General features: G+C 44.7%; 17 protein-coding genes, 1 tRNA gene and 1 pseudogene. 9 read left to right on the top strand and 10 right to left on the bottom strand.

The window, feature by feature from the left end:
• The first annotated feature begins 258 nt into the window (after positions 1-258).
• Positions 259-5,520, top strand: a complete 5,262-nt coding sequence (locus AAFP11_RS12745) for an AAA family ATPase (RefSeq protein ID WP_341737409.1) — start codon at positions 259-261, stop codon at positions 5,518-5,520.
• Positions 5,521-5,747: 227 nt separating this feature from the next.
• On the opposite strand, the gene AAFP11_RS12740 is transcribed toward AAFP11_RS12745, so the two are convergent.
• The gene (locus AAFP11_RS12740; RefSeq protein WP_341737408.1) at positions 5,748-6,569 is read right to left on the bottom strand and encodes a type II CAAX endopeptidase family protein; all 822 of its coding nucleotides are present in this window, start codon (positions 6,567-6,569) and stop codon (positions 5,748-5,750) included.
• Positions 6,570-7,228: 659 nt separating this feature from the next.
• On the opposite strand from AAFP11_RS12740, the pseudogene AAFP11_RS12735 reads away from it, so the two are divergent.
• Both AAFP11_RS12735 and AAFP11_RS12730 read left to right on the top strand, forming a co-directional pair.
• Positions 7,229-7,357: pseudogene (locus tag AAFP11_RS12735) on the top strand (transposase); the annotation flags it as partial.
• 84 nt (positions 7,358-7,441) lie between these two features.
• On the top strand, positions 7,442-8,929 hold the full coding sequence (locus AAFP11_RS12730) for a GTP-binding protein (RefSeq protein ID WP_341737407.1): 1,488 nt from the start codon (positions 7,442-7,444) through the stop codon (positions 8,927-8,929).
• A 78-nt stretch (positions 8,930-9,007) separates the two neighbouring features.
• Here AAFP11_RS12730 and murI read toward each other — a convergent pair whose 3' ends face one another.
• From murI to AAFP11_RS12715, 3 genes are all read right to left on the bottom strand, one after another.
• Positions 9,008-9,850, bottom strand: coding sequence for a glutamate racemase (murI, locus tag AAFP11_RS12725; protein ID WP_340526117.1), 843 nt, complete (start codon positions 9,848-9,850; stop codon positions 9,008-9,010).
• Between the two features lie 232 nt (positions 9,851-10,082).
• Entirely contained in the window at positions 10,083-11,561 is a 1,479-nt protein-coding gene (locus AAFP11_RS12720) for an N-acetylmuramoyl-L-alanine amidase (RefSeq protein WP_341737406.1), read from the bottom strand.
• 534 nt (positions 11,562-12,095) lie between these two features.
• The gene (locus AAFP11_RS12715) at positions 12,096-13,070 is read right to left on the bottom strand and encodes an alpha/beta fold hydrolase (RefSeq protein WP_341737405.1); all 975 of its coding nucleotides are present in this window, start codon (positions 13,068-13,070) and stop codon (positions 12,096-12,098) included.
• Between the two features lie 482 nt (positions 13,071-13,552).
• Between AAFP11_RS12715 and infC the strand changes: the two genes are divergently transcribed.
• From infC to AAFP11_RS12700, 3 genes are all read left to right on the top strand, one after another.
• Entirely contained in the window at positions 13,553-14,089 is a 537-nt protein-coding gene (gene infC, locus AAFP11_RS12710) for a translation initiation factor IF-3 (RefSeq protein WP_236508115.1), read from the top strand.
• Between the two features lie 191 nt (positions 14,090-14,280).
• Positions 14,281-17,325, top strand: coding sequence for a HEAT repeat domain-containing protein (locus tag AAFP11_RS12705; protein WP_341737404.1), 3,045 nt, complete (start codon positions 14,281-14,283; stop codon positions 17,323-17,325).
• A 121-nt stretch (positions 17,326-17,446) separates the two neighbouring features.
• Entirely contained in the window at positions 17,447-17,923 is a 477-nt protein-coding gene (locus AAFP11_RS12700; protein WP_341737403.1) for a cyclic nucleotide-binding domain-containing protein, read from the top strand.
• Positions 17,924-18,136: 213 nt separating this feature from the next.
• Here the strand turns inward: AAFP11_RS12700 and AAFP11_RS12695 are convergent, their stop codons facing one another.
• Positions 18,137-18,481, bottom strand: a complete 345-nt coding sequence (locus AAFP11_RS12695) for a DUF4870 domain-containing protein (RefSeq protein WP_341737402.1) — start codon at positions 18,479-18,481, stop codon at positions 18,137-18,139.
• A 181-nt stretch (positions 18,482-18,662) separates the two neighbouring features.
• Between AAFP11_RS12695 and prfC the strand changes: the two genes are divergently transcribed.
• The 3 genes from prfC (at position 18,663) to AAFP11_RS12680 (ending at position 21,087) form a co-directional block, all read left to right on the top strand.
• Positions 18,663-20,291 carry a peptide chain release factor 3 gene (prfC, locus tag AAFP11_RS12690; RefSeq protein WP_341737401.1) on the top strand — a complete coding sequence of 543 codons (1,629 nt, stop codon included), beginning with the start codon at positions 18,663-18,665 and terminating at the stop codon, positions 20,289-20,291.
• Between the two features lie 370 nt (positions 20,292-20,661).
• Positions 20,662-20,865, top strand: coding sequence for a hypothetical protein (locus tag AAFP11_RS12685; protein ID WP_333443750.1), 204 nt, complete (start codon positions 20,662-20,664; stop codon positions 20,863-20,865).
• A 149-nt stretch (positions 20,866-21,014) separates the two neighbouring features.
• Positions 21,015-21,087: transfer RNA gene (locus tag AAFP11_RS12680), tRNA-Ala, on the top strand.
• Positions 21,088-21,284: 197 nt separating this feature from the next.
• Here AAFP11_RS12680 and AAFP11_RS12675 read toward each other — a convergent pair.
• The 5 genes from AAFP11_RS12675 to AAFP11_RS12655 form a co-directional block, all read right to left on the bottom strand.
• Positions 21,285-21,656, bottom strand: a complete 372-nt coding sequence (locus AAFP11_RS12675) for a DUF4342 domain-containing protein (RefSeq protein ID WP_341737400.1) — start codon at positions 21,654-21,656, stop codon at positions 21,285-21,287.
• 312 nt (positions 21,657-21,968) lie between these two features.
• Positions 21,969-23,444: a glycogen synthase GlgA gene (gene glgA / locus AAFP11_RS12670; protein WP_341737399.1), complete on the bottom strand. Its 1,476-nt coding sequence runs from the start codon at positions 23,442-23,444 to the stop codon at positions 21,969-21,971.
• Between the two features lie 240 nt (positions 23,445-23,684).
• Positions 23,685-24,725, bottom strand: a complete 1,041-nt coding sequence (gene lpxD, locus AAFP11_RS12665; protein WP_341737398.1) for a UDP-3-O-(3-hydroxymyristoyl)glucosamine N-acyltransferase — start codon at positions 24,723-24,725, stop codon at positions 23,685-23,687.
• A 270-nt stretch (positions 24,726-24,995) separates the two neighbouring features.
• Positions 24,996-25,310 (bottom strand): YkvA family protein, encoded by a 315-nt coding sequence (locus AAFP11_RS12660; protein ID WP_341737397.1) that lies wholly within the window; start codon positions 25,308-25,310, stop codon positions 24,996-24,998.
• A gap of 451 nt (positions 25,311-25,761) precedes the next feature.
• Positions 25,762-25,970: FHA domain-containing protein (locus tag AAFP11_RS12655; protein ID WP_341737396.1), on the bottom strand; the 209-nt coding region annotated here is incomplete at its 5' end.

Raw genomic sequence — 25,970 nt, 5'->3', positions numbered from 1 at the left:
TGGCTGACTGAAGGTTGCAGCACGCGGGAATTAACCTAAATCGTGCTGCTCTTTTATCTATCTAAATTATCTCGTACTAAGTAAGTCGGTGGAAATAGTTACAACTATGTAATGAAATATTAAGTGGTGCGAATGGAGTTGAATTTAATACGTTCCGCAGTATGGTTTCCTTTTTCTGCTCTAACTTCTAAATATTGTCGTAAATTAGGTTATTATTTGCGCATATCAAAACTTTAATTTATTGACTGGATAATTATAATGACGATCGTACTTAGTGGTTACCAGATTCTCAGTCAAATTTACGAAAGCACCAATTCTATAGTTTATCGAGGTATCCGACAACAGGATAACCAACCTGTTATCCTCAAAACGCTAAAGCAGGACTATCCCACGCCTGCTGAGCTGACCCGCTACAAGCAGGAGTATGAGATTGCCAGCAATCTGAACATCGAGGGAGTCATCAAAGTCTACAGCCTCCAGGAATATCACAGGATGTTGGCCATCATCCAGGAAGATTTTGGTGGTAGCTCATTGAAGATGTTGATGAATCATCCTGTAGAAGCACAAAACATTGCCTCCCTACGCCTGTTTCTCCACATCGCCATCAAAACAGCAGAGATTTTGGGTAACATTCACGCTGCCAACGTTATTCACAAGGATATTAACCCCGCCAATATTCTTTTCAATCCAGAAACAGGACAAGTAAAAATTATCGATTTTGGTATTTCTACCTTCTTCACTCATGAAAATCCTACCCTGAAAAGCCCAAATGTTTTAGAAGGGACATTACCTTATATTTCTCCAGAGCAAACAGGGAGAATGAATCGTTTTCTAGATTACCGCACTGACTTTTATTCTCTTGGCATTACCTTCTACGAACTCTTAACCGGACAACTTCCATTTACTACTAATGATGCTTTAGAGTTAGTGCATTTTCATATTGCTAAACAGCCCGCTCCACCCCATCAAATCGATCCAGAAATACCCAAGCCTGTTTCCGATATTGTGATGAAGATGATAGCGAAAACGGCTGAACATCGATACCAAAGTGCTTTTGGCATTAAAGCTGATTTAGAAATATGTCTGAATCAGTTAACAACCCAAAACCTAATTGAGCCATTCACTCTTGGTTCTCAAGATATCTCCGGCAAGTTTCAAATTCCCCAAAAACTTTACGGACGTGAGGAAGAGATTGCTACTTTATTAGCAGCATTTGACAGAATAGCAGCCGGGAAAGTAGACGGAATCGAACTGATGCTGGTAGCTGGTTATTCTGGGATTGGCAAATCAGCATTAGTCAAAGAAATTTATCAGCCAATTACTCGCAATCGCGGCTATTTTATTTCCGGAAAATTCGATCAGTTTCAGCGCAATATTCCCTACTCCGCTATAGTGGCTGCTTTTTCCGACTTAGTTCGACAACTGTTAACAGAAACCGAAACACAACTAAACAAATGGCGAGAAAAAATATTAACAGCTTTAGGTGTTAACAGTCAGATCGTAATTGATGTAATTCCTGAAGTAGAACTGATTGTTGGCAAACAATCACCAGTACCCAATTTAGGATATGCTGAAGCGCAAAATCGCTTTAATTTAGTATTCCAAAACTTTATTCGCACTTTTTGTTCTCAAGATCATCCATTAGTTATATTTTTGGATGACTTGCAATGGGCAGACTCTGCTACTCTCAAATTAATTCAACTAATGATCGCGGATGCAGATACGCAATACCTATTTTTAATAGGAGCGTATCGGGATAACGAAGTCAACTCGACTCATCCCTTGATGATGGCTTTGGAAGACATCCGCGCCGGAGGAGCAACTGTCAAAATGATCGCGCTCGCACCTTTAAGGAGAGAACATATTAACCAGATGATTGCTGATACATTTTCTAGTAACATAGAAACCGTAAAACCCTTATCAGAATTAGTAGTTAGAAAAACTAATAGCAACCCTTTCTTTGTCAATGAATTTTTAAAATATTTGTACCATCAAAATTTAATTATTTTTAACTTTGATTCCCATATTTGGCAATGGAATATCGCTCAAATTGAAGAAATAGCCATTACAAATAATGTAGTTGAGTTAATGATTGCTAAGCTCAAAACAATGACTGAAGAAAGTCAGCAAGTCTTGCGTTTAGCAGCCTGTATTGGCAGACATTTTGACTTGAATACTTTATCAATTATTTGCGAAAAATTGACAACAGAGCTTTTCTCCTATCTCCGACCCGCCATTCAGTCAGAGTTAATTATTTCCTTATCAGAACTAGATTCAGAACTTTTAATCCAATCTTATAAATTCGGGCACGATCGTATCCAGGAAGCTGCATATGCTTTAATTGACGAATCAGATAAAAAAGCAATTCATTTACAGATTGGTCGGCTACTTCGGCAAAATAGGCTCCCAGAAACCCTTTCGGAAAAAATATTTGAAATTGTCGAGCATTTCAATATAGCATTTGAACTTATTACCCATCAACAAGAGCGAGACGAAATTGCCAAGCTGAATCTAATAGCGGGTCAGAAAGCAAAAGCAGCAACAGCTTATAGTGAAGCAGTTCAATATTTGCATACGGGATTAAATCTCTTGGCAGATGATAGTTGGCAAGTCCAGTATCAATTAACGCTGAATCTTTATACAGAAGCGGTAGAAGCAGAATACTTAAACACCAATTTTGAGGAAGCTGATAAGCTTTCTGAGATTGTATTTAAACAAGCTAAAACAATAGTAGATAAATTCAAAGTTTATGATGCAAAGATGCAGTTTGCTTGCATTCAAAATCAGATGTCTTCTGCGATAGATACTGGGTTACAACTTCTGGAAATGCTGGGTGTATCTCTGTCAAAAACACCACCAAATAACTTGAACATTGACAGTCTTTATGAATTGCCAGAAATGACCGATCCTGTCTTATTGTCAGCTATGCGTATATTCATAAATTTATTTAGTCCTGCCTATATTAGTAATCCTGCCTTATTACCAACGATCGCATTTACCATGCTCGAACTATGTATTCGAGAAGGGAATTCGCCCCAAGCTGCTTTTGCTTACGCTTTTTATGGAGTTCTTTTGTGTACGGGAATGAACGATATCGAGGCGGGATATAAGTTTGGTAGATTAGCTTTGCAGGTGTTAGATAAATTTGAATCGAGTTATTATATAAAATGCAAGGTTCATGAAGTATTTAATGCCTTCATTAGACACTGGAAAGAACCTGCTCGTGCCTCAATAGAAGCTTTGCGCCAAACCGTTCAATTCGGGATGGAAACTGGAGATTTAGAATTTGCAGGTTATTCTGCAGTTCACTATTGTGCTTACATATTATTGGTGGGAGCCCCTCTGGAATTAGTGTATCAGAAGCAGATGGCTTATGTTGAATTACTTCATAACTCAAAACAGGAATATTCTCTGGATTATGCCAAAATTTGGGTGCAGTCAACCTTGAATTTAATGGGTAAATCTGAAAATAAAAATCGCTTAATGGGTGAGCTTTTCAACGAAGAAGAAATGCTACCATTTTTGCAAAATAATAATAATCTTAGTTCTTTGTTTGTCGCGCATCTAGTCAAATGTATTCTCAGCTATTTATTTAAAGAATATCAGGAATCTGCACACAATGCAGCGATCGCCACAGACTACGAACAAGCGATGGCAGGATTGCTTCCTGCCACTCAACATCCATTTTACTATTCTTTATCCCTTCTGGCTTTATATCAAAATGCTGATAGCGATCGAAAAAGAGAATATCTCGAACAAGTAAATTTCAATCAAGATAAAATGAAGAAGTGGGTCGATTGTGTGCCGATAAATTTTCAGCACAAATACGACCTAGTGGAAGCAGAAAAAGCCAGAGTATTAGGTCAGAATTGGCAAGCGGCAGAACTTTACGATCGCTCGATCAAAGGTGCTATAGACAACGGATATATTCAAGATGAAGCCTTGGCTTATGAGTTGGGGGCTGAATTTTATCTAGCAAGTGGTATGGACAAAATTGCCGCAACCTATTTGCAAGAGACATACTATAGCTATACTCGCTGGCAAGCTTGGGCAAAAGTTAAGGATTTGGAATCAAGATATCCGCAGTTACGAACTAAATCTTTGGCAGCCACTCGCATTACAGAAGCGCGCACGAGTGTAACCCAAATACAAACTACCACAAGTTCAGACATCGCTTTAGATTTCGCCACAGTCATCAAATCCTCCCAAGCGATTGGGAGTGAAGTTATGTTAGAGCAACTACTACCGAAATTGCTCAAGATTTCGATCGAAAATGCCGGGGCGCAAGTTGGTTTCCTAATTTTAGAATCTCAGGAAAGATTGTTGATTGAAGCTGAAGGCTCTGTGGATTCAGAACGAGTCACTGTCTTGCAGTCAATCAACATTGAAACTAGCGAAAAACTGCCACTAGGTGTCATCCAATACGTGGCGAGAACTCGAGAAGATGTCGTTTTATCGGATGCTGCTAAGGAAGGAGTTTTTACTAGCGAACCTTATATGGTTAAAAATCAGCCTAAGTCACTCTTATGCACTCCTATTATTAATCAAGGCAAACTCATCGGCATTCTGTACTTAGAAAATAATCTGACTACAGGAGCTTTTACTTCTGATAGATTGGCAGTTTTAAAGATATTATCTTCCCAAGCAGCGATTTCGATCGACAATGCTCGACTCTATCAAAACTTAGAAGATAAAGTCGAAGAACGCACGGCTCAACTAGCTCAAGCAAATCAAGAAATTAGCACCCTAAATCAGAAACTCAAAGCCGAAAATGTCCGCATGAATGCAGAACTTAATATTGTCAAACAATTGCAACAAATGGTGTTGCCCAAACAGTCAGAACTCGCAGCAATTGAAGGTTTAGAAATAGCTGGATTTATGGAACCGGCAGATGAAATTGGCGGTGATTACTACGACGTATTGCAACAGGATGGAAGAGTTAAAATTAGTATTGGTGATGTCACCGGACATGGTTTAGAAAGTGGCGTGTTGATGATTATGGCACAAACTGCTGTCAGGACGCTTCAGAAAATGAACGAAACAGATCCTGTGAAGTTTTTGGATATCATAAACCAGACACTTTATGACAATCTCCAGCGCATTGACTCGGATAAAAATATGACTTTAGCCATCTTAGATTATGCCGGAGGTGTCCTGAAATTAAGCGGACAACATGAAGAAATGATTGTGGTGCGGGCTGATGGAACATTGGAGTGCGTAGACACGATGGATTTAGGCTTTCCCATTGGCTTAGTAGAAGAGATTGGCGACTTTGTTGCTCAAGCAGAAGTGCTGTTAAATCCTGGGGATGTGGTGGTGCTTTATACTGATGGAATTCCTGAAGCTAAAAATATTAGTAAAGCGCAGTACGGATTAAAAAGGTTGTGGCAAGTGGTGGTTGAAAATCGTCAACGCTCAGCCCAGGAAATTCGGGAAGCTGCGATCGCTGATGTGCGACAGTATATTGGTGTTCAGAAGGTTTTTGATGATATTACTTTGGTGGTAATCAAGCAAAAATAGAGTTCTTTTGTTACATAGTTATAAATTTTATAACCACATTTTATGCTAAATCTAGCCTACAGGAATTAGTGTTGTAAAATACGGATGACCGAAAAGCTGACTGCATAAGTCTTCTTCCTTCTTCCTGAATTTCCCCCCTAGGGGGGGGGCAGGGGGGGTGACTTCTTCCTTCTTCCTTCTACTTAGTATGTGAGATTTGAGGATACGAACTACCAACCAGCGATCGACTAATGAGAATTTTCAGAAATTTTTCGCATTCCTAAAACCAATGTACCTAAAAACAATAGCCCGATCGCACCAGCTAGCGGATTGCCATTAACTCCCGTCACCCAGTCCGGTACCGAACCAGAATATATAATTAATTTCCCGACATTAATCATATAATATCCCCAAACTAAACCTGCATGAAAGCCGATCGGCAAACCGAGTCGATTTTGGCGCGATCGCTTTCCGCCAACCAATATCAAACCCAACAGCAACAACCCCGGAAACTGCGGCCAACTCCGCAGCATGGCAACCACAGGTTTGATAAAATGGGAGAGGGCAAACAAAATGCTATTCGCCCACAAAGATACTCGATCGCTGTAGTCCCGCTGCAACTCATCGAGCAACCAACCACGGAATACCAACTCCTCCGCAAAACCCACTCCTAAAGCACTCAAAAGCCCTTCTGCAATGATTCTGGGCAAATTATCTGATTTTTGCCATGAGACAAAGCCGAGCAGTCCTTGCACCCCAAATAAGCTGAAAGTGAGCAAAAGCCCGATCGCCAATCCGATTAAAAACTCGAAACCGTTCTGTCTAGTATTGATCAAACCATAGCTTTTGATCACTTGGCTGTTTCCGTAAACTTTTTTTCCCCAGAGTCGCACCAAGAACAGAAACTCACTAAACAACAGCGCCATAGTTAGAATAGTGGCGAGGTTGCTGTCTTTAACTAATAAGTAAATTGGTGCTGCTAGGGGCAACCAGATGGATAATAAAGCTAACAGGAAAATGAGGATGCGCCCCAAAAATGGATAACTGGCTATTTTAATTAATTTAGTCATTAACCCTCACATAACACGCGATTTGTTCGGAATTATTTAACCACAGAGGACACAGAGTACGCAGAGAGAAATTAGAGAGAGATTAATCATTCTGCTTTTTATCTGTTTGGAATTATTTAACCACAGAGGACACAGAGTACGCAGAGAGAAATTAGAGAGAGATTAATCATTCTGCTTTTTATCTGTTTGGAATTATTTAACCACAGAGGACACAGAGTACGCAGAGAAAAATTAGAGAGAGATTAATCATTCTGCTTTTTATCTGTTTGGAATTATTTAACCACAGAGGACACAGAGTACGCAGAGAGAAATTAGAGAGAGATTAATCATTCTGCTTTTTATCTGTTTGGAATTATTTAACCACAGAGGACACAGAGTACGCAGAGAAAAATTAGAGAGAGATTAATCATTGTACGAAGCAGGCACAGAAAGCTAGAATAGCATTGTAGTGGTTGAAACTTTTTAGATCCTTTCAGGTATCCCGGTGGCTTGGGTTTGAAATGCAATTGACCTTTGAGATACAAATCTCTTAATTCTTTGAAAGATTTAAAAGCTTCCGTGACTGACATCAATGTTTGCTGCATTGGTGTTGATGGCAACGACTTGGCAACCATTGATTTCGCCACTGACGACTCACAAGATAAATCAAACTTTCCGGTCAACAGTTCCCGGAACTAAAAAAGCTGCCATCTTTATGGACGAGCAGCTATTTTGTGAGTACGGCAGGTAATATTAGTAGTGAAGTGGTGAAAAAATATATAGAAGATCCACATCACTCAGCCAACTAAAGAACACGGGGACTGAAGTCCCCCGCGCCGCTTCCCTAGGAAGGACTAAAGTCTCGCTCGTTTCCCGCATCCCGTATTATTTTTATGACTGAAGCCTCGGATTTCTCCAATGTCGATCGAGAATTAGATGACACAATTTTAAGCTTCGCAGATATTCAGGCAGAACTCAACCTCCGCCATGCTACAGATGCTCTGCGAGATATCGTAGAAAATCTCGACTTGACTCCCATCGAGCGAACTGGACTAGAGCCGGAAATTAGGGGGTTGGAGAAAATGCTCGATAAGCTAGAGCGCGCTTGTGTCCAAATCGCTGTGTTTGGAATGGTGGGGAGGGGTAAATCTTCGGTTTTGAACGCGCTTTTGGGTCAAAATGTGTTTGAAACAGGCCCGACTCACGGTGTGACTCGCACCACAACGATTGGACAGTGGGATGTTGGTGATGGAGTTAATCAAAATTTGCCCGATGGCTTACGCCCCGCTACGCTACGACTTTCGCCGATTATTTACCGTTTGTCGCAAGTTGAATTAATCGATACTCCGGGAATAGATGAAGTTGATGGCGAAACTCGCGAACTTTTGGCTAGGCGCGTTGCTACACAAGCAGATTTGATTTTGTTTGTGGTGGCGGGCGACATTACGAAAGTGGAATATCAAGCACTTTCGCAATTGCGAGAAGCCGGAAAGCCGATGTTATTAGTATTTAATAAAATTGACCAATATCCCGATGCAGACAGATTGGCAATTTATCACAAAATTCGGGACGATCGCGTGAAAGAATTGTTATCTCCTGATGAAATTGTGATGGCTGCTGCATCACCTTTGACGGCGAATGCAGTGCGCCGTCCCGATGGCAGTATGGGCGTGAAAATGACTCGCGGTTTGCCGCAAGTTGAGGATTTAAAATTAAAGATTTTGGAGATTTTAGACAGGGAAGGTAAGTCTTTGGTCGCTTTGAATACGATGCTCTGTGCAGGGGATATTAACGAGCAGTTGGTGCAGCGGAAAATGGAAATTCGAGAGGATGCTGCTAATCGGATTATCTGGAATGGGGTAATGACTAAAGCAGTGGCGATCGCCCTTAATCCAATTACTGTAATTGATATCCTCAGCGGTGCTGTAATTGATGTGGTGATGATATTAACTCTGTCTAAAGTTTACGGCATTGCCATGACGGAAGCGGGAGCAGTGGAATTGTTGCAAAAAATTGCTATTAGTATGGGGGGAATTACAGCAGGGGAATTGGTGGCGAATTTTGGTTTGAGTTCTTTGAAAGGATTGTTGGGTTTAGCGACACCGGCAACCGGGGGTTTAGCTTTAGGACCTTATGTTTCAGTAGCTATGACGCAAGCTGCGATTGGGGGAGTTTCTTGCTACGGAATCGGTCAAGTTACTAAGGCTTATTTGGCTAATGGTGCTTCTTGGGGAGATGATGGGCCCAAGGCTGTTGTCACCAAGATTTTGTCTTCTTTGGATGATGATTCTATTTTAAATAGGATTAAGGAGGAGTTGCGGGCCAAGCTGGATTTGCGGGAAGAAGCAAGAAGGATCAAAGTTGACACTCCTGGGCCTTAAGCCATGGGGATTCTGGAATCTACCTCCCGTTATACTGAAGGTTAACGGGAGGGGACTGCTTATGAGATGGGATGGAGTTTATTCCACCGATTCGACGATCGATACCGTCGATCGCACCACCGTCGGCAGTACAATTTTCTCCACCGCAGGAGTACAGCCTAGCCACTGCACAGACACTTCGGCAAACTGCTCTGGCTGGCCACTGACGCAAAAACGAGTAGGCAAAGCAGTACCTGAATTCCGCAGCCCTAAAAGCTCTAATTCCTGAGCAGCAGCAGCCACTACCCGCACCGCCGGATCGATTAAATTGACCCCAGCAGGTAAAAGCGATCGCAACACTGGAGCCAACAGCGGATAATGAGTGCAGCCGTAAATCAGCGTATCGATACGCTGCTGAATCAAAGGAGCTAAATATTCCCGCGCTACCTCAGTAGTGTAAGGATCGTAAATGCGGTTTTGCTCCACCAGTGGCACAAAAGCCGGACAGCTAACTTGCCACACTCGGCAAGAATTTTCCATTTCCAAAATCGCATTGCGATAAGCATTGCTAGCCGCCGTAGCAGGAGTGGCGATGACTCCAATCCGCTTCCCTTGCTGTACCGCAGCCTGGGCCCCCGGCAGAATTACTCCCAGCACCGGAATATCAAACTCAGCCTGCACCATTTCCATCGCCAAAGCCGAACTGGTGTTGCAGGCCATAATCACCATTTTGACATCCTGTTCCACCAGCCAAGTCATAATTTCCCGCACAAACTGCACAATCTCCGCAGCAGTACGAGTGCCATAGGGAACCCTCGCCGTGTCTCCAAAATAAAGTATTGATTCCTTGGGTAATTGTCGGTACAACTCCCTCAAGACAGTTAAACCACCTACCCCGCTATCAAAAATACCGATTCTTTGTTGTCCAGAGTCTGTTGTCATTGGTTAATTATTAGTAGTTAGTTGGCAGTTGGCAGTTGCTGTGCCCTGAGCGTAGTCGAAGGGTTAGTTGGCAGTTGGCAGTTGTTAGTTGTTAGTTGGCAGTTGGCAGTTGTTAGTTGTTAGTTGGCAGTTGGCAGTTGTTAGTTGGCAGTTGCTACCAATAACCAATAACTAATAACCAATTACCAATAACTAATAACCAATTACCAATTACCCTCTCTCCGCCAATATATTATCTTTGCTGAAGATACAGCAAAATGCCACGGGCGATCGAAGCAGCCATTTGACTGCGGTAAGCTGGATCGGAAAGCTTGGCAGCATCCTCCGCACCAGTCACAAACCCAACTTCCAGCAATACAGAAGGCATAGTAGTCTTTCTGAGAACATAAAACCTAGCCTGTCGCACTCGGCGGTCATCTGCCCCCGTCCCCTGCAAAATACTGGTGTGAATAGTCCTGGCCAAATCTAGTCCATTGTCGAAATAGTACGTTTCAATCCCGCTCACATCCGGCCGACTCATGTTAATGGCATTGGCGTGAATGCTCACGAATAAAGTAGCATTTAGTCGCTCGGCCAAAGAAACTCTTGGTTCCAGGTCAATCTCGCTGTCGTCAGTTCTACTCATCACCGCTTGTACCCCTTGCTGTTCCAGGATGCGGGCTACTTGAAAGGAGATATCCAAAACGATGTCCTTTTCCTGAATTCCGCCAATCCCTACAGCACCGGGATCGCGACCTCCGTGGCCAGGATCGAGGACTACTACTGAGCGGCGGTTAGAAACAGGGGGCAAATCGGTAGATCCGGTGATGGTTCTGGGCAACGGCTGGGGGTTGCGTGTTCGATCGACTGGTGGCTGCATACTAGGATAGGAGCGAACAGGAGGGTCTACCGTCAGCCGGCGAGGGGTGGTGGGTGTCCTTGCACCCGCAGGTACTAGGGCAATGGAGCCCAAACTGGTTACAGATGCTCGCCACTGTGTGTTAGAACTATTCATCCGCAAAGTGACGCGGGTAACGGGGGGATCTGTTGGCAGTTGCCGGACTTCAATCCGTTCTACGCCGTGTTTGCCGTTAGTCTGGGGCTGTTGGCTGTTAAGGCCAGGAGCGAGAGTTGCGCCTTCAATATCTAGGGTGGCGATGTCCCCTGCGCGACTTTGTTGAAAGTTAATTTGGGGGCGGCCACCTACGGTGCGGACTAAAAAACCGTCTGCTGTTACCTGAACGTTCTGAACTACAGTCGTTTCAGCGGAATTTTGTGCGGTTGCAGATGGCTCAACGGACAATCTTTCGCCACCCAATTCGGAACTGGAATTGGGATTTTCGGCTCGTGTTGGCGTTGGCAAATCCACTGTCCACTCGCTGGGAGAAAGACCTCGAAATTTTACTTGAGCAGGGTCGATCGTAAATCCGTCTTTTAACTCAACCACTATTCTGGTGGTATCGTCGTCAAACTGCCCTAAACGCACGGATTCGATCGCCCCTGAGAAGGGCTGATTTAGGGATTGACGGCCCAGACTGGTCCCTGGTAAATCGATCACCAATCGGGTTGGGTTGAATATCAGTTGAGCCTTGGGTTGTACTCCCCCATCGGTTGTAATGTAAAGCCGGTTCTGTGAAGCATCAAACCGCCAAGATTGCAGTCTTGCTGCTTGGGCGGCTCCGGTGAGCAAAAATACACCTAAGAAACTCGGTAGTAGCCAGTGGAATTTCACGACAGTTTTTCCTCGTTTGCGTTGCTGCCTTTATCTGGAAGGGTGATGCTTTGCCCAAAGTATTTCAGGATTTGGCTGAAAGATGATGATTGGGGCGATCGCCGTTTCTCAGTTTTGGGCTAAATTGACTTTTTTATGGCTTAAGAGACTCACCAATGCCAGATTTTGGCACATAGTCGCCCTGTGACAGGCTGGTGGTCTATCGGTCCAAAGTTGATAGAAAGATTGCCGTACAAGGGAACATATTTATTTTTGGCAGTATAAAACGAGCTATTTCTGGAAGCTCGAAGGTAGAAGTTAGAAGGTAGAATTTTACGGTTATTCAAAGGAGCAATTTCAGGCATCGGATGCGATCGAGGGACGCGGGCTCAGTGAAATAGAATATCACCATTATTGACAACTGGCATTTGGGGCTGGTCTGGCTAGTGCCATTAGGATCTACCTTGGCAAAGTATGCACCTCGCTTAAAACTTACATGACCCAGAATATTAACTAATGACCACTGACTAATGACCACTGACTAATGACCACTGACTACTGACCACTGACTACTGGCTTAAGTTCAAACTTCCCGGCCATCCAGTTCAAAATTTCTTGATTTACTTGTTCGGGGCATTCATCCTGGGGACAGTGGCCAGCATTATCTAATTCCACTAACTCTACATAATTGGGGCTGCATTCGACAAATTTATGAGGCTTCGCAAACTGGGGGGGAATCATCCGGTCTTGCCGACCCCAAATTAATAACATCGGAATTTTTAAGTTTCGTAACACACTCTTGACACTAGGTCCGAACTGTGAACTACCCACAGCTTTAAATAAAGCACAGAAGGCTCTGGCGGAACCTCGATCGCCAGCCGGGCCGGAGAGAATATCTACTAATTCATCGGTGATGGCATCGGGGCCAGAATAGGCAAAGGCGGCCCAGCGACGCACAAAAGAAGGCTTGCGGACTAGGTAGAACAGGGGCCTGAGTATGAGGGGGGAAACAAAGATACTTTCGACAAGTTCGATCGCGGGTAACAGCCACGACGGCACGGCCTCGGCTCGTACAGAGGGGTCTGGGAGGCTAATCATCACGATGCCAGCCACCATATCGGGGTGAGCGGCCGCCGCGGCGAGACAAATCAGGGAACCGATGGAATTTCCCACCAAAATTACCGGCTTTCGGACAAAAGTCAACCAAAAGTCATAAACTTGATCGACCCATACAGATACAGAGTAATTCAGGGGTGCTTTTTGGGAAGCTCCAAACCCCAACAAATCCAAGGCGTAAACTGTGTGAGATTCGGCGAGGGCTGCGAGATTGTGTCGCCAATGGCCGATGGAAGCCCCAAACCCGTGCAGTAAAATTATTGGCGTGGTGGAATCGGCCATGGCGATCGTGCCTTGATTTGGCTGCGAAGGGGAACGAGAGGAACGCAAATAAGTATAGCGAGTTTGCCAACCACGCCATACCCAGTCTCTTTGAGTGCCAACCCGTTGGTGCCAGTGAAGAGAATTTGTCAATTTTGTCTACTCTCGCAACATAAATTTACAATCAACAATACCTATTCTACAGGCCAAATTGAAGGAATAGGGGACTTGCTCAAGCCCATGGCCAGAGAGGAGAGGTAAAGGGGTTTTAGTTAGTTCTGGAGGTTTTACCCTAAATTATTGACCATGGTGTCATGCTTCAGGGGCAAGCGGGAGTCGCGCGTGTGAAGTTAAAATAAAACTAAGCAGAAACTCAACCAGACTGAGTAGAATGGCAAGTATAATGTTTACCCCTGCCCAAAAGCAAGGGGCTTCAGGCGTTACTCCTTCTGGAGTCCTTGACGGGCCTCCTATGTTATAGATCAATTAGATCAATGGTGTTTGCGAGATTTTTCTGCTGACATCGGTTGATACGCCTTGGTTGAGAACTGATCTCAACTAATAAATTTGTTAGCAAAAGTTAGCAAAAAAGTATCGAAAGCCTCACTATTAAACTATTGCTTGCACAACAATTCATGCCTGTGATTGAAAGAAGACAAAATCGTAACCTCCCCCAGATTAATGAAAACATTCGATACCCCAAAATCCGGGTGATCGATACCGATGGCGCGCAACTAGGGATATTGACTCCCTCAGAAGCACTGCGCCTCGCTGAGGAAAAAGAACTCGACCTCGTACTTGTCAGCGACAAAGCTGACCCGCCGGTATGCCGGGTGATGGACTACGGGAAGTACAAATTCGAGCAAGAGAAAAAAGCACGCGAAGCAAAGCGGAAGCAGCACACTGCCGATGTCAAGGAAGTGAAGATGCGCTACAAAATTGAAGAACACGATTATCAAGTGCGCCTCAAACTAGCAGACCGCTTTATCAAATCTGGGGACAAAGTAAAAGCCACGATCATGTTCAGAGGTCGGGAAATCCAACATAGTAACCTAGCAGAGGACTTGCTCAAACGCATGGCCACGGATTTGCAAGAAATTGCCGAAGTGCAGCAAGCCCCGAAAAAAGAGGGACGTAGTATGATGATGCTGCTGTCGCCGAAGAAAGTATAAATAGTTGACAGTTGACAGTTGACAGTTGACTGTTGACTATTGCTAGGGGCGGTGTCTGTGAGTGCCCGCCCTCAGAGTTGACAGTTGACAGTGGAGTGTCAATCAGTCATTAGTTATAAACTGGTGACTGATAGCTGATGACTTGGGAAGTTCGTCAGGAATAAGCTACCACAGAGGGAAATCAACGCTGCATGGACAATTTTCAAATCAGCGGTTCAGGGGGTGTCAGACAAGGGATGCTTCGATCGCTAAACCTGCGATCGGAAGAAGTAGAGCGAACCGCACTGATGTTCCTTGTCTACAGTTTAACTTCCGTAGGGCTAATCTGGCTGGAACTCAGCACAGTAGGTCTGTTTCTAGACGAATTTGGTGCCGACAAAATGCCCTGGATTTACATAGCCAGCGCCTTCATCGGTTCTGGTTTAGGCTTTGTCTACTCCTGGCTGCAAAAAATCCTGCCCTTGCGGCGCACCGTGGTAGTCGTTCTGGGAATGATGTCGGTACCGCTATTCCTGTTTCGATTCGGCATCGGCTACGAAGATATTAAGATAGCTGGAATTAGCATCGCCTTCATTACAATATTCCTGATGTGGCTGTGGGTGGAAGCTTGTTATGTGCTCAATGACCTCAATACTTCCATCACATCCAACCAACTCTTCAACATCAGAGAAATTAAACGCACCTATCCCCTCGTCAGCAGTGGCTATTTAGTAGCTGGAGTAGTCAGCGGATTTTCTCTACCGGTGTTGCTGCACGTAGTGGGTTTGAAAAATGTGACCCTGGTATCGGGGTTAATGGTTGCCACAGGCTCGATATTGCTGTATTACCTCACGGAAAAATACCGCCAAGCATTCCCAGAAACAGCCCATTGGACAGATGACGAAGACGAAGACGACAATCAAGAATTTACCGCCCGCAAAGTTACAGGCCCGCTGCAAAAATACGCCATACCTCTAGTTAGCTTTTTCGTACTGGCAGAAGTCCTCTACGTCTTAGTAGATTTCCAATTTTATAGCCAGCTAGAATACCAAAACCCAGGGGATGGGGCTAGTTGGATAGCTAGCTTCCTGGGCATTTATGAAGGGATTCAAGGGTTGTTTCAAGTGGGGACTCAGTGGTTTGCATCCAGCCGCTTGGTGGAAAGAATTGGAGTATTCGTCACAGCGATGATTCTACCCGCGGGGATAGCGATACTGGGAGTGCTGACTCTGGGAGTTTCTTTGGGAAACTTAGTACCAGTTTTTATCGGACTGGTATTTCTGAGGTTTCTAGACGAACTGCTGCACTACACGCTGTTGGAAACGGTGAGTCCGGTATTGTTCCAACCAATCCCGGATAATATTCGATCGGGAATTCAAACTTTGGTCAACGGTGTTGGCGAACCTTTGTCCTGCGGAGTGACTGGAGTCGGCATCCTGATTCTACTGTGGGTGACAAATTACATACTGCCTCACGAAAGCGAAAATCAATTTCATGACGAGCAAAGCTTGGTGTTTATTGCTGTCATCGTTCTGCTGTCGCTGGTGTGGCTGTTCGTGGTCTGGCTGATCCGTTCTCAATACGTCGGTTTGTTGGTCAAAAGTGCAGAACGGGGACGCTTGGGTGTCACTGACGTGGACTTGAAAGCCTTGAAACGGGCAGTAGTAGAAACTTTGGAACAGCCGGGAGGGGAAGATGACAAGCGTTCTTGTATAGAACTGTTGACCCAAATTGACCCCAAAAATGTTGGTGAAGTCTTGGCGCCGATTCTGGAATCGTTGCCGCCATCCTTGCAGCGCCAAAGCCTGGAAACGATGCTGCAACACCCGAACCCTGCATATTTGGAGGCTGTTCGTAACCTGAGCGACCAATCCCTGCCCCCGGAAGTGCTGGCTTTGGCCCTACGGTACATCTGGCTGACAGATGCAGAACCGAATATCGACAGTTTGCGATCGTATTTGCAGCCGACTGTGGACCCGGTAGTTCGGGGGACTGCTGCTGCTTTAATTATGAGAAGGGGCGATCGCCAGCAAAAAGCAGAAGCTACTAATACTCTGCGACAAATGCTGACTCACAAGCAAGAGCGGGAACGTGTGATGGGGACGCGGGCTCTGGGAGAGGCTGACTATCTCCAAGGACTGCGTTTGTATATACCGAATCTGTTGCAAGATGAATCTTTGCGGGTGCGGTGCGCTCTGTTGGATGTGATTTCTGCTACTCATTCGGAAGAGTATTATCCTTCTCTGATCCGCGGACTAGGTTACAAATCGACCAGGGAATCTGCTTTGGGGGCGATAGTCAAACTTCACAATGATGCGATTCCGCTACTGGTTCATTTAGCAGAAGATATCCACAAATCGGATTTGGTGAGGTTGCAGGCCTGGACGGCTTTGGGTCAAATTGGGACTGTAGAGGCGATAGACATTCTGGTTGGTAATTTAATCACTGCTTGGGGAACGACCAGGCGCAATATCCTCCGCATTTTGTTGAAAATGCCCTCAGAAACGGGGATAGAAGGGGTTCTAGACCGCATCGGACGCAGTGGGGTCGAAACTCTCATTGAACAGGAGTTAATGTTTATCGGTCAAATTTACGCAGGTATGGTGGATTTGTCTGGGGTCACAACCTACGCCAACTTGTCCATGGAAGATGTCAACAGCGGCTCGGAACCTGCGGCGGATACGGCTCAATTGTTGAGGCGTGCCCTGGCGGGTTTAGAGGCTGATGCTAGAGATCGGTGTTTCTTGCTGATGAAGTTTCTGTATCCGCTAGATACTGTGCAAGCGGCGGCTTTTAATATCGCTTCTGGTCTACCTTCTCTGGTTGCTAGGGGATTGGAAATTTTGGACAATACTGTTGATATAGCCAGTAAGCGAGCGCTCATCAACCTATTGGATCAGCATTCGGAAAGAGAAAAACTGAGCAATCTCTCGGAATTGATGGTGTACAAACCCTTAGCTCCTAGCGATCGTTTGCGGCGCTTGCTAGAATTGCGTCACTTCCTTTCGGATTGGACATTGGCTTGTTGTTTTCATTTGGCTAGGGAAGCCCGCTGGACTCTCACCGCTCAACAAACTTTGGTCTGTCTGCGCCATCCTACAGGTTTTGTGCGGGAAGCAGTGTTAGCCTATTTGAAAATAGCCTCGCCCAGGGCTTTGCTGGAATTGCTACCGAGGCTGCAAAATGACCCCGATCGTCTAGTATCAGGTCAAGTCGAAGAGATGATGACCCAGTTGGGCGCTGGAGGAAGAAGGTAATATTGGTCAATTGGCAGTTGGTAGTTGGCAGTTGGCAGTTGTTAGTCAACAGTCAACAGTCAACAGTCAACAGTTTTTATTCTTCTCATTTTTAAGTTTAAATCAATCACTGCATTGCACTATGTTAACCAGCGTTGAACGCCTATTATTTGTGAGGGCGGTTCCAATTTTTAAGGAACTGCGGGATGATTTTCTCGTGCGTCTAGCATCGGTAATGGATGAACTTTCTTTTCCTTCTAAACACACAATTTTTACGGAAGGACAGGAAGGTCGATCGCTCTATATTTTGGTATCGGGAACGGTGCGGGTTCACATTGGCGATCGGGATTTGGCACAGTTAAAAGCTGGTGCTTGTTTTGGTGAAATGTCGCTATTTGATGCGGAACCGCGATCGGCTTCTATTACGGCTCTTGAACCTTGCGAGTGTTTGATGTTGACTCAAATGCAGCTCTATGACGCTATTGATGAAACACCGGGAATTGCTGTGAATATTATCCGTTTGCTGTCGCGCCGGATTCGCGAATTGAATCAAAAGTTGAATGCTAAAGAAGCGGTTCTGTCTTTACCGGATACTGCTCAAGTTGCTGAGTTGCGATAATTTTGACTTGGTACGGGGGAATTGCTAATAGATATCTCCCATCCTGCTGGTGGGATAAGCATCCTCCCCCAGACTGGTTTTTAGGAGATGTCTAATAGACATCTCCTATGATGGTGGGGTAGGCAAAACAGCCTGTTCTTCACTATGTTTTTAGGAGATGTCTCAGCAGCAAATACCCGATTTTTTCAAGAAGTCGGCGATCTCAAATTCGCTTTAAACTAAGCGGAAAATAAACGGGTAGCGGTAAGGTAGGTTGGGATTTTGTAAAACGTGGAGAATCGCAAAAATTGTCAGTCCCCAATGTACCAGATAACCTAGGGGTATCAGGACAAACCCGGCTAGACCAAAAGTAATGATAGTTAACACCGCAATAATGCTGCTGTAGAGCCAGACATTCAGGTGAAAATTGATGGCTTCTTTGGCGTTATCTTTGACAACGGGGTCATCCGATACTAATAATACAGCGATCGGCACTCCGATGGAAAACAATAACGTACTCAAAAAAATTGCGCCGTGGCACAGTAGTGATAGCAGCTTCCGCTTGTCGGAGTCGTACATATTACTTTTCTGTTGAATTTATGATAAGTTTACCTTTAATCATAAATTTAGCACAGGCTATAATGGCAGTCTGGTGATGATTCCCCTACCTTATTTGCGGTCGCCGAAAACCAAGGGGTAACAAACCGCGGATTGAGCCGTGGGATTAATCTCAAATCTAAAATCTAAAATCTATAACCGGATGACCACAGAACTTGAAACCGAACTGCAAACTGCTGTTGAGCGCCGACGCAACTTTGCCATTATCTCACACCCCGACGCGGGTAAAACTACTCTGACAGAAAAGTTGCTGCTTTACGGAGGTGCTATTCATGAAGCTGGTTCTGTGAAAGCCCGTCGAACTCAGCGACACGCTACTTCTGACTGGATGGAAATGGAACAGCAGCGGGGAATTTCGATTACCTCTACTGTATTGCAGTTTGAGTATAAAAAATATCACATTAATCTGCTGGATACTCCGGGACACCAAGATTTTAGTGAAGATACTTATCGGACTCTGGCGGCGGCGGATAATGCGGTGATGTTGGAGGATGCGGCTAAGGGTTTGGAACCGCAAACTCGGAAGTTATTTGAAGTTTGTAAGCTGCGCAGTCTGCCTATATTTACATTCTTTAATAAGCTCGATCGCCCTAGCAGAGAACCTTTAAATTTGTTGGACGAAATTGAGCGAGAATTGGGCTTGCAGACTTATCCGGTGAATTGGCCAATCGGTACGGGCGATCGCTTTAAAGGTGTTTTTGACCGCCGCCAACGTAAAATTCACTTGTTCGAGCGCACTCAACATGGTTCTCTCGCTGCTGTCGATACGGTGATTGACTTGGGCGATCCGCGTATTGAAGAACTTTTGGAGTCGGATCTTTATTATCAATTTAAAGATGATTTGGAACTGCTGGATGAATTATGGGATGAGCTAGATTTAGACTTAGTTGCTGCTGGAAAAATGACCCCTGTTTTCTTTGGCAGTGCGATGAGTAATTTTGGGGTTGAGCTGTTTTTAGATGCGTTTTTAGACTATGCTCTGAAACCGAATGCCCGCAAAAGCAGCGCTGGAGAACTTCCGCCAACCTATGAAGATTTTACTGGGTTTGTGTTTAAATTGCAAGCAAACATGGACCCCAGACACCGCGATCGCGTGGCGTTTATTCGGGTGTGTACGGGTAAGTTTGAAAAGGACATGAATGTGACTCACGCTCGCAGTGGTAAAACGGTGCGTTTGTCAAGACCTCAAAAATTATTTGCTCAGGATCGGGAGTCCATCGATGTTGCTTATCCTGGGGATGTGATTGGTTTGAATAATCCGGGAGTTTTTGCGATCGGCGATACGATTTACACTGGTCAAAAGCTAGAATATGAAGGGATTCCCTGTTTTTCACCGGAACTTTTTGCTTATTTGAGAAATCCCAATCCTTCTAAATTCAAGCAGTTTCGTAAGGGTATTTCGGAGTTGCAGGAAGAAGGCGCGGTGCAAATTATGTATTCGGTTGATGAGTCAAAACGGGAGCCAATTCTAGCGGCTGTGGGACAGTTGCAATTTGAGGTGGTGCAGTTCAGAATGCAGTCTGAATATAATGTAGAAACCAGCATCGATATGTTGCCTTATAGTGTTGCTCGCTGGGTTGATGGTGGTTGGGATGCCCTGGCAAAAGTGGGGCGGCTGTTTAATACGGTGACGGTTAAGGATAGTTGGGGAAGGCCTGTTTTACTGTTTAGAAATGAGTGGAATTGTCAGCAGGTGGAAGGGGAACATCCGGTGTTGAAATTAAATGCGATCGCACCTGTGGTTTCTGGTTTGGCAAAGACCGAAAATTGAGCCTCAAAGACTAATAGGAAATTAATTCCGCACATGGGTGCGTCGCCCTCCGCGATGATGACTACGGGTAGGAATTCAGTGGCGACGCACCACAGCAAATACTCACAGGGGTGCGTCGCTAGGATTGGCGATCGCACCTTGGTCGGAGAAAAAAAGGGCGATCGACCTTTTTCCGCTAGAAACACCCAAAAAAGCTGAGCTAGCTCTCATTTAGTTTGCATATTGTAATTATTAAAAAAAGCTATATTTTTTTTCGCGTTGTTTTCGCTGCTCCCTGTGCGTTTAACAGCAATAGTTAAATGCGTATTAGCTTATCGGCACGCAGCCAAAAGTTTTGTTACAATGGGTGAGCTGTTACAAAACGTAACTTATGCTGGTTTCTATTTTAATAATTGATGTTGCTCTAGTTGCGTGGTCTTTGCACTTAATGCAGGAGGCGATCGCACAACGAGAATTTTCACTAATGCTAGCCGGCACCCTAGTTGCGGCTTCAGCAGCAGCCTTGGTAGTGGTCTACTTCCTGATGGGGTCTTGTTTGAGTCATTTGACCGAAATATCTCAACACACATACTAATCTATAGTACAGATGGAAAATTGCCATGAAGCCAGGAGGCGTTAAAAAAAAGGCTATAAACCTTGTCAGTCAAGGATAAAAAATTCATTTTGCAAAAAAGCTTGACAAACATCGGTAAGTTAAGGCATTATGAAAAGCGCGAAACAAAAGGGGAATTAGCTCAGTTGGTAGAGCACTACGATGGCATTGTAGGGGTCAGCGGTTCGAGCCCGCTATTCTCCATAAACAAATAACTAACGATATAATTCCGATGCTACCGGAAACGATATTAATTGTTCCACCGTTCCCCGATCGACAGCGAGGTCTGAACCAATTTTTCTTTGAGACCTCTTCTGAAATCCCCTTGACAACTGGCATACAGGCTTAACTTGTTACCAGGAAGAGCCTGGTAACGAGTAACAAACCCGCCCTCTGGCATACTACTCTTGCCGCTCGACAGCGATAGTCAAATGAGCGACAAATACTCCCACCGTCGCCAGTGCAGCAGCAACTGGAAATACTATCGCCCCTGCGACGCTACCCACCAATCCCGCCATCAGCGGAATGTCTGCCAGAGTCCGCCCTTGGGAGTTTTTGATGACGAGGCGGCGGAGTTTTCCTTGTTGAACTAATTCTTTGATTCTCGCTCTTAAAGACTCGCCACTAATCTTAAACTCTTCAACTCTGACTTTTTCCTCAGTTGAAAAACCTGAAGTGAATAAAGGAGTTTCAACTGTTGTGTTTGTCGTATCGGCGACTGCGGCTGTTTCTTCTTGTAGAATAGTTACTTGTTGTTCTAGTTGTGAGTTCATTTTGTGTAATGGCGGGTGAAAACCAGCCGTTGAATTTCTATACTTTTATTTTGTGCGATCGCCACTAGCTACGACAGGCAAGGAAACCCTACAATCTAGATTCGTACTTTCCACCCAAGCCTTTTAACTCAAAACCATATCTCTCTTCTCTTCCTCTGTGTCCTCTGCGTCCTCTGCGGTTAAAGCATTCCAGAATTGTGCATAAAGAAGCAGTATTGGCTGCCTCGACGTGCATCCAACACTAGAATTAATAGTTAGCGGTTAATGGTTAAAAATTGGCAATAACCAATAACCAATAACCAATAACTTAAATTATTTATGTCTAATTAGCTCGTAAATTTCTACATAATCTTTAGCTGGATATTTCCACGAATTATCACAATTCATGCCTTGAACCACCAGTTTTTCAAATTCATCGTGGTAGTCATACCATAAGCCGATCGCCCGATCCAATGCTGATTCTAGAGCATAGTAGTCGCTTTGGTAGAATACATAGCCGTTGCGTACTTCTGGGAGATGGTTGGTATCGTAATCGCGATCGAACACAGTATTCACCAAACCTCCAACTCCCCGCACCACAGGCACTGTCCCATACCTCAACCCGATCATCTGAGTCAGCCCACAGGGTTCGTAATTGCTGGGAACCACAATTAGATCCGCACCCCCATAAATTAAGTGGGAAAGTTCCTCATTAAATCCGAGTTCCAAATGGCAGTCTGGATTGTCATTTAAAAACCATTTTTCGTGCTGGAAATGCGCATTAATTCCCGCTTCTGTAGCCGAACCTAGAAGCACAAATTGTGCTCCTTTATTGAGAGCATAGTAAAGGGCATGGTGGACGAGATGAACGCCTTTTTGATCATCTAAACGACCAATAAAGGTAATGATTGGCTTGTCAGCATCTCGCAGCAAAAGTCGCTCGCGTAAAGCCTGTTTAGTTTTAGCTTTTCCCGCCAAATCTTCCTGGGTGTAGTGGTGAGGAATGTAGCGATCGCTTTCTGGATTCCACACATCATAATCAATACCGTTGAGCACTCCACGGAACTTATCTTGATATAAATGCAAAGTGTGGCCTAAACCGTAGCCAAACTCACCCACATGAGCTTCCCAAGCGTGGTGTGGCGATACCGTGGTCACAAAGTTAGAGTAAACAATGCCACCTTTCATAAAGTTGATAGCAAAAGGGTTAAAATTATCTTGGAGGCGATCGTACTGAAAATAATAATCCTCTCTATTCAAACCCGTTGCTTGCAGAATTTCGCTACCACCCATACCTTGATGTTTGAAATTGTGAATGGTATAGCAGACTCGCTGATTTTCCATCCAATTATATTTGTAAATTTCAAATAACATGACAGGCACCAAACCAGTTTGCCAGTCGTGACAGTGAATAATATCAGGGCGTTTGTTAGCTCTGAGTAAAAATTCTAAAGCAGCTTTGCTGAAGAAAGCAAACCGCATATTGTCATCATTGCAACCGTAATAACAGCCACGGTTAAAAAAGTTATCTTGAGAACGAGGTTCAATGAAAAAACATAACTGGCCGTGCACCCAGCCACAAAAAACATCACAGAGGATTTCGCCACCGTACCAAGGGACTTGGAGATCCCGATAGGCATCGTGCAATCCCCAAATGTGGTCATACCTCATGCAGTCGTACTTGGGTAGAATAATCTCCACTGCATGGCCAGAATTCTGCAACTCCCGACTCAAACCATAAACTACGTCGCCCAAGCCTCCTGCTTTGATGACGGGGGCGCATTCCGAGGCAATTTGTACGATGTACATTTTTCGTGTTAACTCCTAGGTGTGAATCCAAAAATATTTTCTTAATTTGACAAATTATATGATTTTTAGGTCAATAAGCAAGTCCGCCATTGGAAATAAAAAGCCACTCCCTTTATCATTCGGCGGTTGAAATCGCTTAATAGTCAAACAAAGTCCACTCCAAGACTAAGAAATAAAAAGGTAGTTAAGCCAGAATGACAACAGTCAACAGTCAACTGACAACAGTCAACAGTCAACTGACTATCGATCGAGCTTGCGCTGAATTTGCTTCAAAGATTGGTACATTTCTGGGAGGCGGTTGTAGACAGCGGCGGCTTTGAGAAATAGTTTGTGGGGAATTGCCGGCACACCAGTCACGATCGCCCCTGGTGCCACATCACTATGAATTCCAGCTTTCGCTGTGGCGATCGCCCCATCTCCAATTTTAGCTTGATTAGCAATCCCGACTTGACCAGCCAAAATCACATTATTGCCAATTTTGACCCCACCAGCCATGCCAACATGAGCAGCAAAGGCGCAATTTTTCCCAACTTGACAGCCATGACCGACGTGTACTAGATTGTCAATCTTGGTATTTTGACCAATGCGGGTTTCTCCAACAGCCGGTCTGTCAATGGTGCTATTGCAACCCACCTCAACGCCATCTTCCAAAACAGTGCAGCCAGACTGCTCCATTTTCACCCACCCTGTCCCTGTCGGCACGAACCCAAAACCTTCGCTCCCGATCGCCGCACCGCTATGAATCACGCAATTTGCCCCAATGCGAGTACGTTCGTGAATCACACAGTTAGCGTGTAAAACAGTGCCAGAGCCTATTTCCGCATCTGGGTAAATTACCACATTGGGATGAATGCAAACATTGCTGCCAATTTTCACTCCAGGTTGAATGACGGCGTGGGGGCCTATATAGACATTTTCACCAATTTGTGCTGTGGGGTGAATGGTGGCAGAGGAATGGATTTCTGAGGTTGGGCGAAACGGTTGATAAAACAGGGCGATGGTTTGAGCAAACAGCAGTCGCGGATCGGGTGCGGCTATCCAAGCAATGTGGCGATCGTCACATTCAGCCTGGAGGCTTTCATCTAAGGGCAAAATTAAGGCAGAAGCATTTGTCGAGGCTGCATGGGAGGCAAATTTCGCACCTTCTATATAACTGATTTTGTCCGACGCAGCTTCATCAACTGGGGCGGCGCCAGTAATTTCAGGATCGGTAGCCACCGACGCTGTGAGTGTGCGACTGCTGGCTAAATTCAGTTTTTCTACGACTTGGCTAAATTTCATCTATAAAAATTTGTGCTTAACAGGGATTTACCATTGTTAAAATTAGCAGGTTTGGAGCACTGTCTGAGCAGCATCAAAAAACTCCTATAAAATCCTCTCTTCATCGTCCTGTATTGAACTCTCTCTTCTCTTCCTTCGCGTCCTTAGCGCCTTCGCGGTTAAATCATTCCGATACAACCGGAATTGATATCAGGCGTCCAGGACTACACAATAGCAAGAGCCCCGACTTTTTTGCCAAGCCAGGGCTCTAACAGGAATTATTTTTCGCAGTTATTGTACGGAAACTGCATCGACATCAACGGTGCTGGTTTTAGCTTCAGAAGGGCTGCCGGTGGCTTCAGATGTGGAATTTGTCTGAGCTTGGCGGGATTTAAAATAGTCGATCGACATTTGGGAAATTTCGGAAATCAGTAGCACGGCGATCGCCACATCGTCAATTTGTCCAACCACCGGCAGGAAATCCGGGGCAATGTCGATCGGGCTTACGAGATATGCTAGGGTTCCCAAAATAATCCACCAACGGTACTTGGGGTTACGGATGGTGTCGCGGTACCAGTTGTAAACAGATTGTATAGAAAAGTTCATGGGGTTGTCCTCTACTTATATTTTCAATCTTTACAGATTCTCCCTCGAAACGTTTGTGGAGATATCCCCCCTAGGGTTGGTTAGAGAATCCTACTTGGAAGTATGGGGAATTGGGCATTGGGAATTGGGCTACCTCCCCCTAACCGCCCCTACCCCCAAGGCATGGCTGTTTCGGGAGCATCCCAATTTTGCAGGGGCTCTCGCATGACCGCAGATAATTTATGAATTAAAAGCAGAGATTTGGAGCATCCCAATGTACAAATCAACGGATTTATTGATTTTCAGCATCATCTAATTGTCTATCTAGCTATCATCCTCCCATTTTAATAATTACTGAAAACCTCAATATCGACACAAATTGTCTAAGTACAGATTGTAAAATCTAGTATCACAAAATACCCGTATTTGAAAAAGTGCTCGACCATGAATTTAATCCCCAAAATCCTCCCCCTTACGAACCTTGAAACGTCCATTTTTGGTCGCCGATCGCAATTTCGCAACCACTCGTTAGCCAAAAAGGTTCCTGAGCCGCTAGTCTTTGTCCGCCAACAAAAGTACCATTGGAACTGCCACAATCCACAAGCTGATACCGCTGTTTTCCTTGTTCGTCATTGGCCCGACGGATTTGAGCATGGTAGCGGGAACTTTGCGGATCTTGTA

The organism is Microcoleus sp. CAWBG640 (genome assembly GCF_020883015.1).
Lineage (GTDB): Bacteria > Cyanobacteriota > Cyanobacteriia > Cyanobacteriales > Microcoleaceae > Microcoleus > Microcoleus anatoxicus.
Note: the sequence above shows the minus strand (reverse complement) of the source record. Positions and strands in the feature narration are given on the sequence as shown.

Coding starts and splice junctions, on each gene's coding strand:
- lpxD (WP_341737398.1), bottom strand. CDS start 24,725: ATGAAATTTAGCCAAGTCGTAGAAAAACTGAATTTAGCCAGCAGTCGC.
- glgA (WP_341737399.1), bottom strand. CDS start 23,444: ATGTACATCGTACAAATTGCCTCGGAATGCGCCCCCGTCATCAAAGCA.
- AAFP11_RS12740 (WP_341737408.1), bottom strand. CDS start 6,569: ATGACTAAATTAATTAAAATAGCCAGTTATCCATTTTTGGGGCGCATC.
- AAFP11_RS12685 (WP_333443750.1), top strand. CDS start 20,662: ATGCTGGTTTCTATTTTAATAATTGATGTTGCTCTAGTTGCGTGGTCT.
- infC (WP_236508115.1), top strand. CDS start 13,553: ATGCCTGTGATTGAAAGAAGACAAAATCGTAACCTCCCCCAGATTAAT.
- murI (WP_340526117.1), bottom strand. CDS start 9,850: ATGACAACAGACTCTGGACAACAAAGAATCGGTATTTTTGATAGCGGG.
- AAFP11_RS12695 (WP_341737402.1), bottom strand. CDS start 18,481: ATGTACGACTCCGACAAGCGGAAGCTGCTATCACTACTGTGCCACGGC.
- AAFP11_RS12730 (WP_341737407.1), top strand. CDS start 7,442: ATGACTGAAGCCTCGGATTTCTCCAATGTCGATCGAGAATTAGATGAC.
- AAFP11_RS12705 (WP_341737404.1), top strand. CDS start 14,281: ATGGACAATTTTCAAATCAGCGGTTCAGGGGGTGTCAGACAAGGGATG.
- AAFP11_RS12700 (WP_341737403.1), top strand. CDS start 17,447: ATGTTAACCAGCGTTGAACGCCTATTATTTGTGAGGGCGGTTCCAATT.
- AAFP11_RS12745 (WP_341737409.1), top strand. CDS start 259: ATGACGATCGTACTTAGTGGTTACCAGATTCTCAGTCAAATTTACGAA.
- AAFP11_RS12675 (WP_341737400.1), bottom strand. CDS start 21,656: ATGAACTCACAACTAGAACAACAAGTAACTATTCTACAAGAAGAAACA.
- prfC (WP_341737401.1), top strand. CDS start 18,663: ATGACCACAGAACTTGAAACCGAACTGCAAACTGCTGTTGAGCGCCGA.
- AAFP11_RS12660 (WP_341737397.1), bottom strand. CDS start 25,310: ATGAACTTTTCTATACAATCTGTTTACAACTGGTACCGCGACACCATC.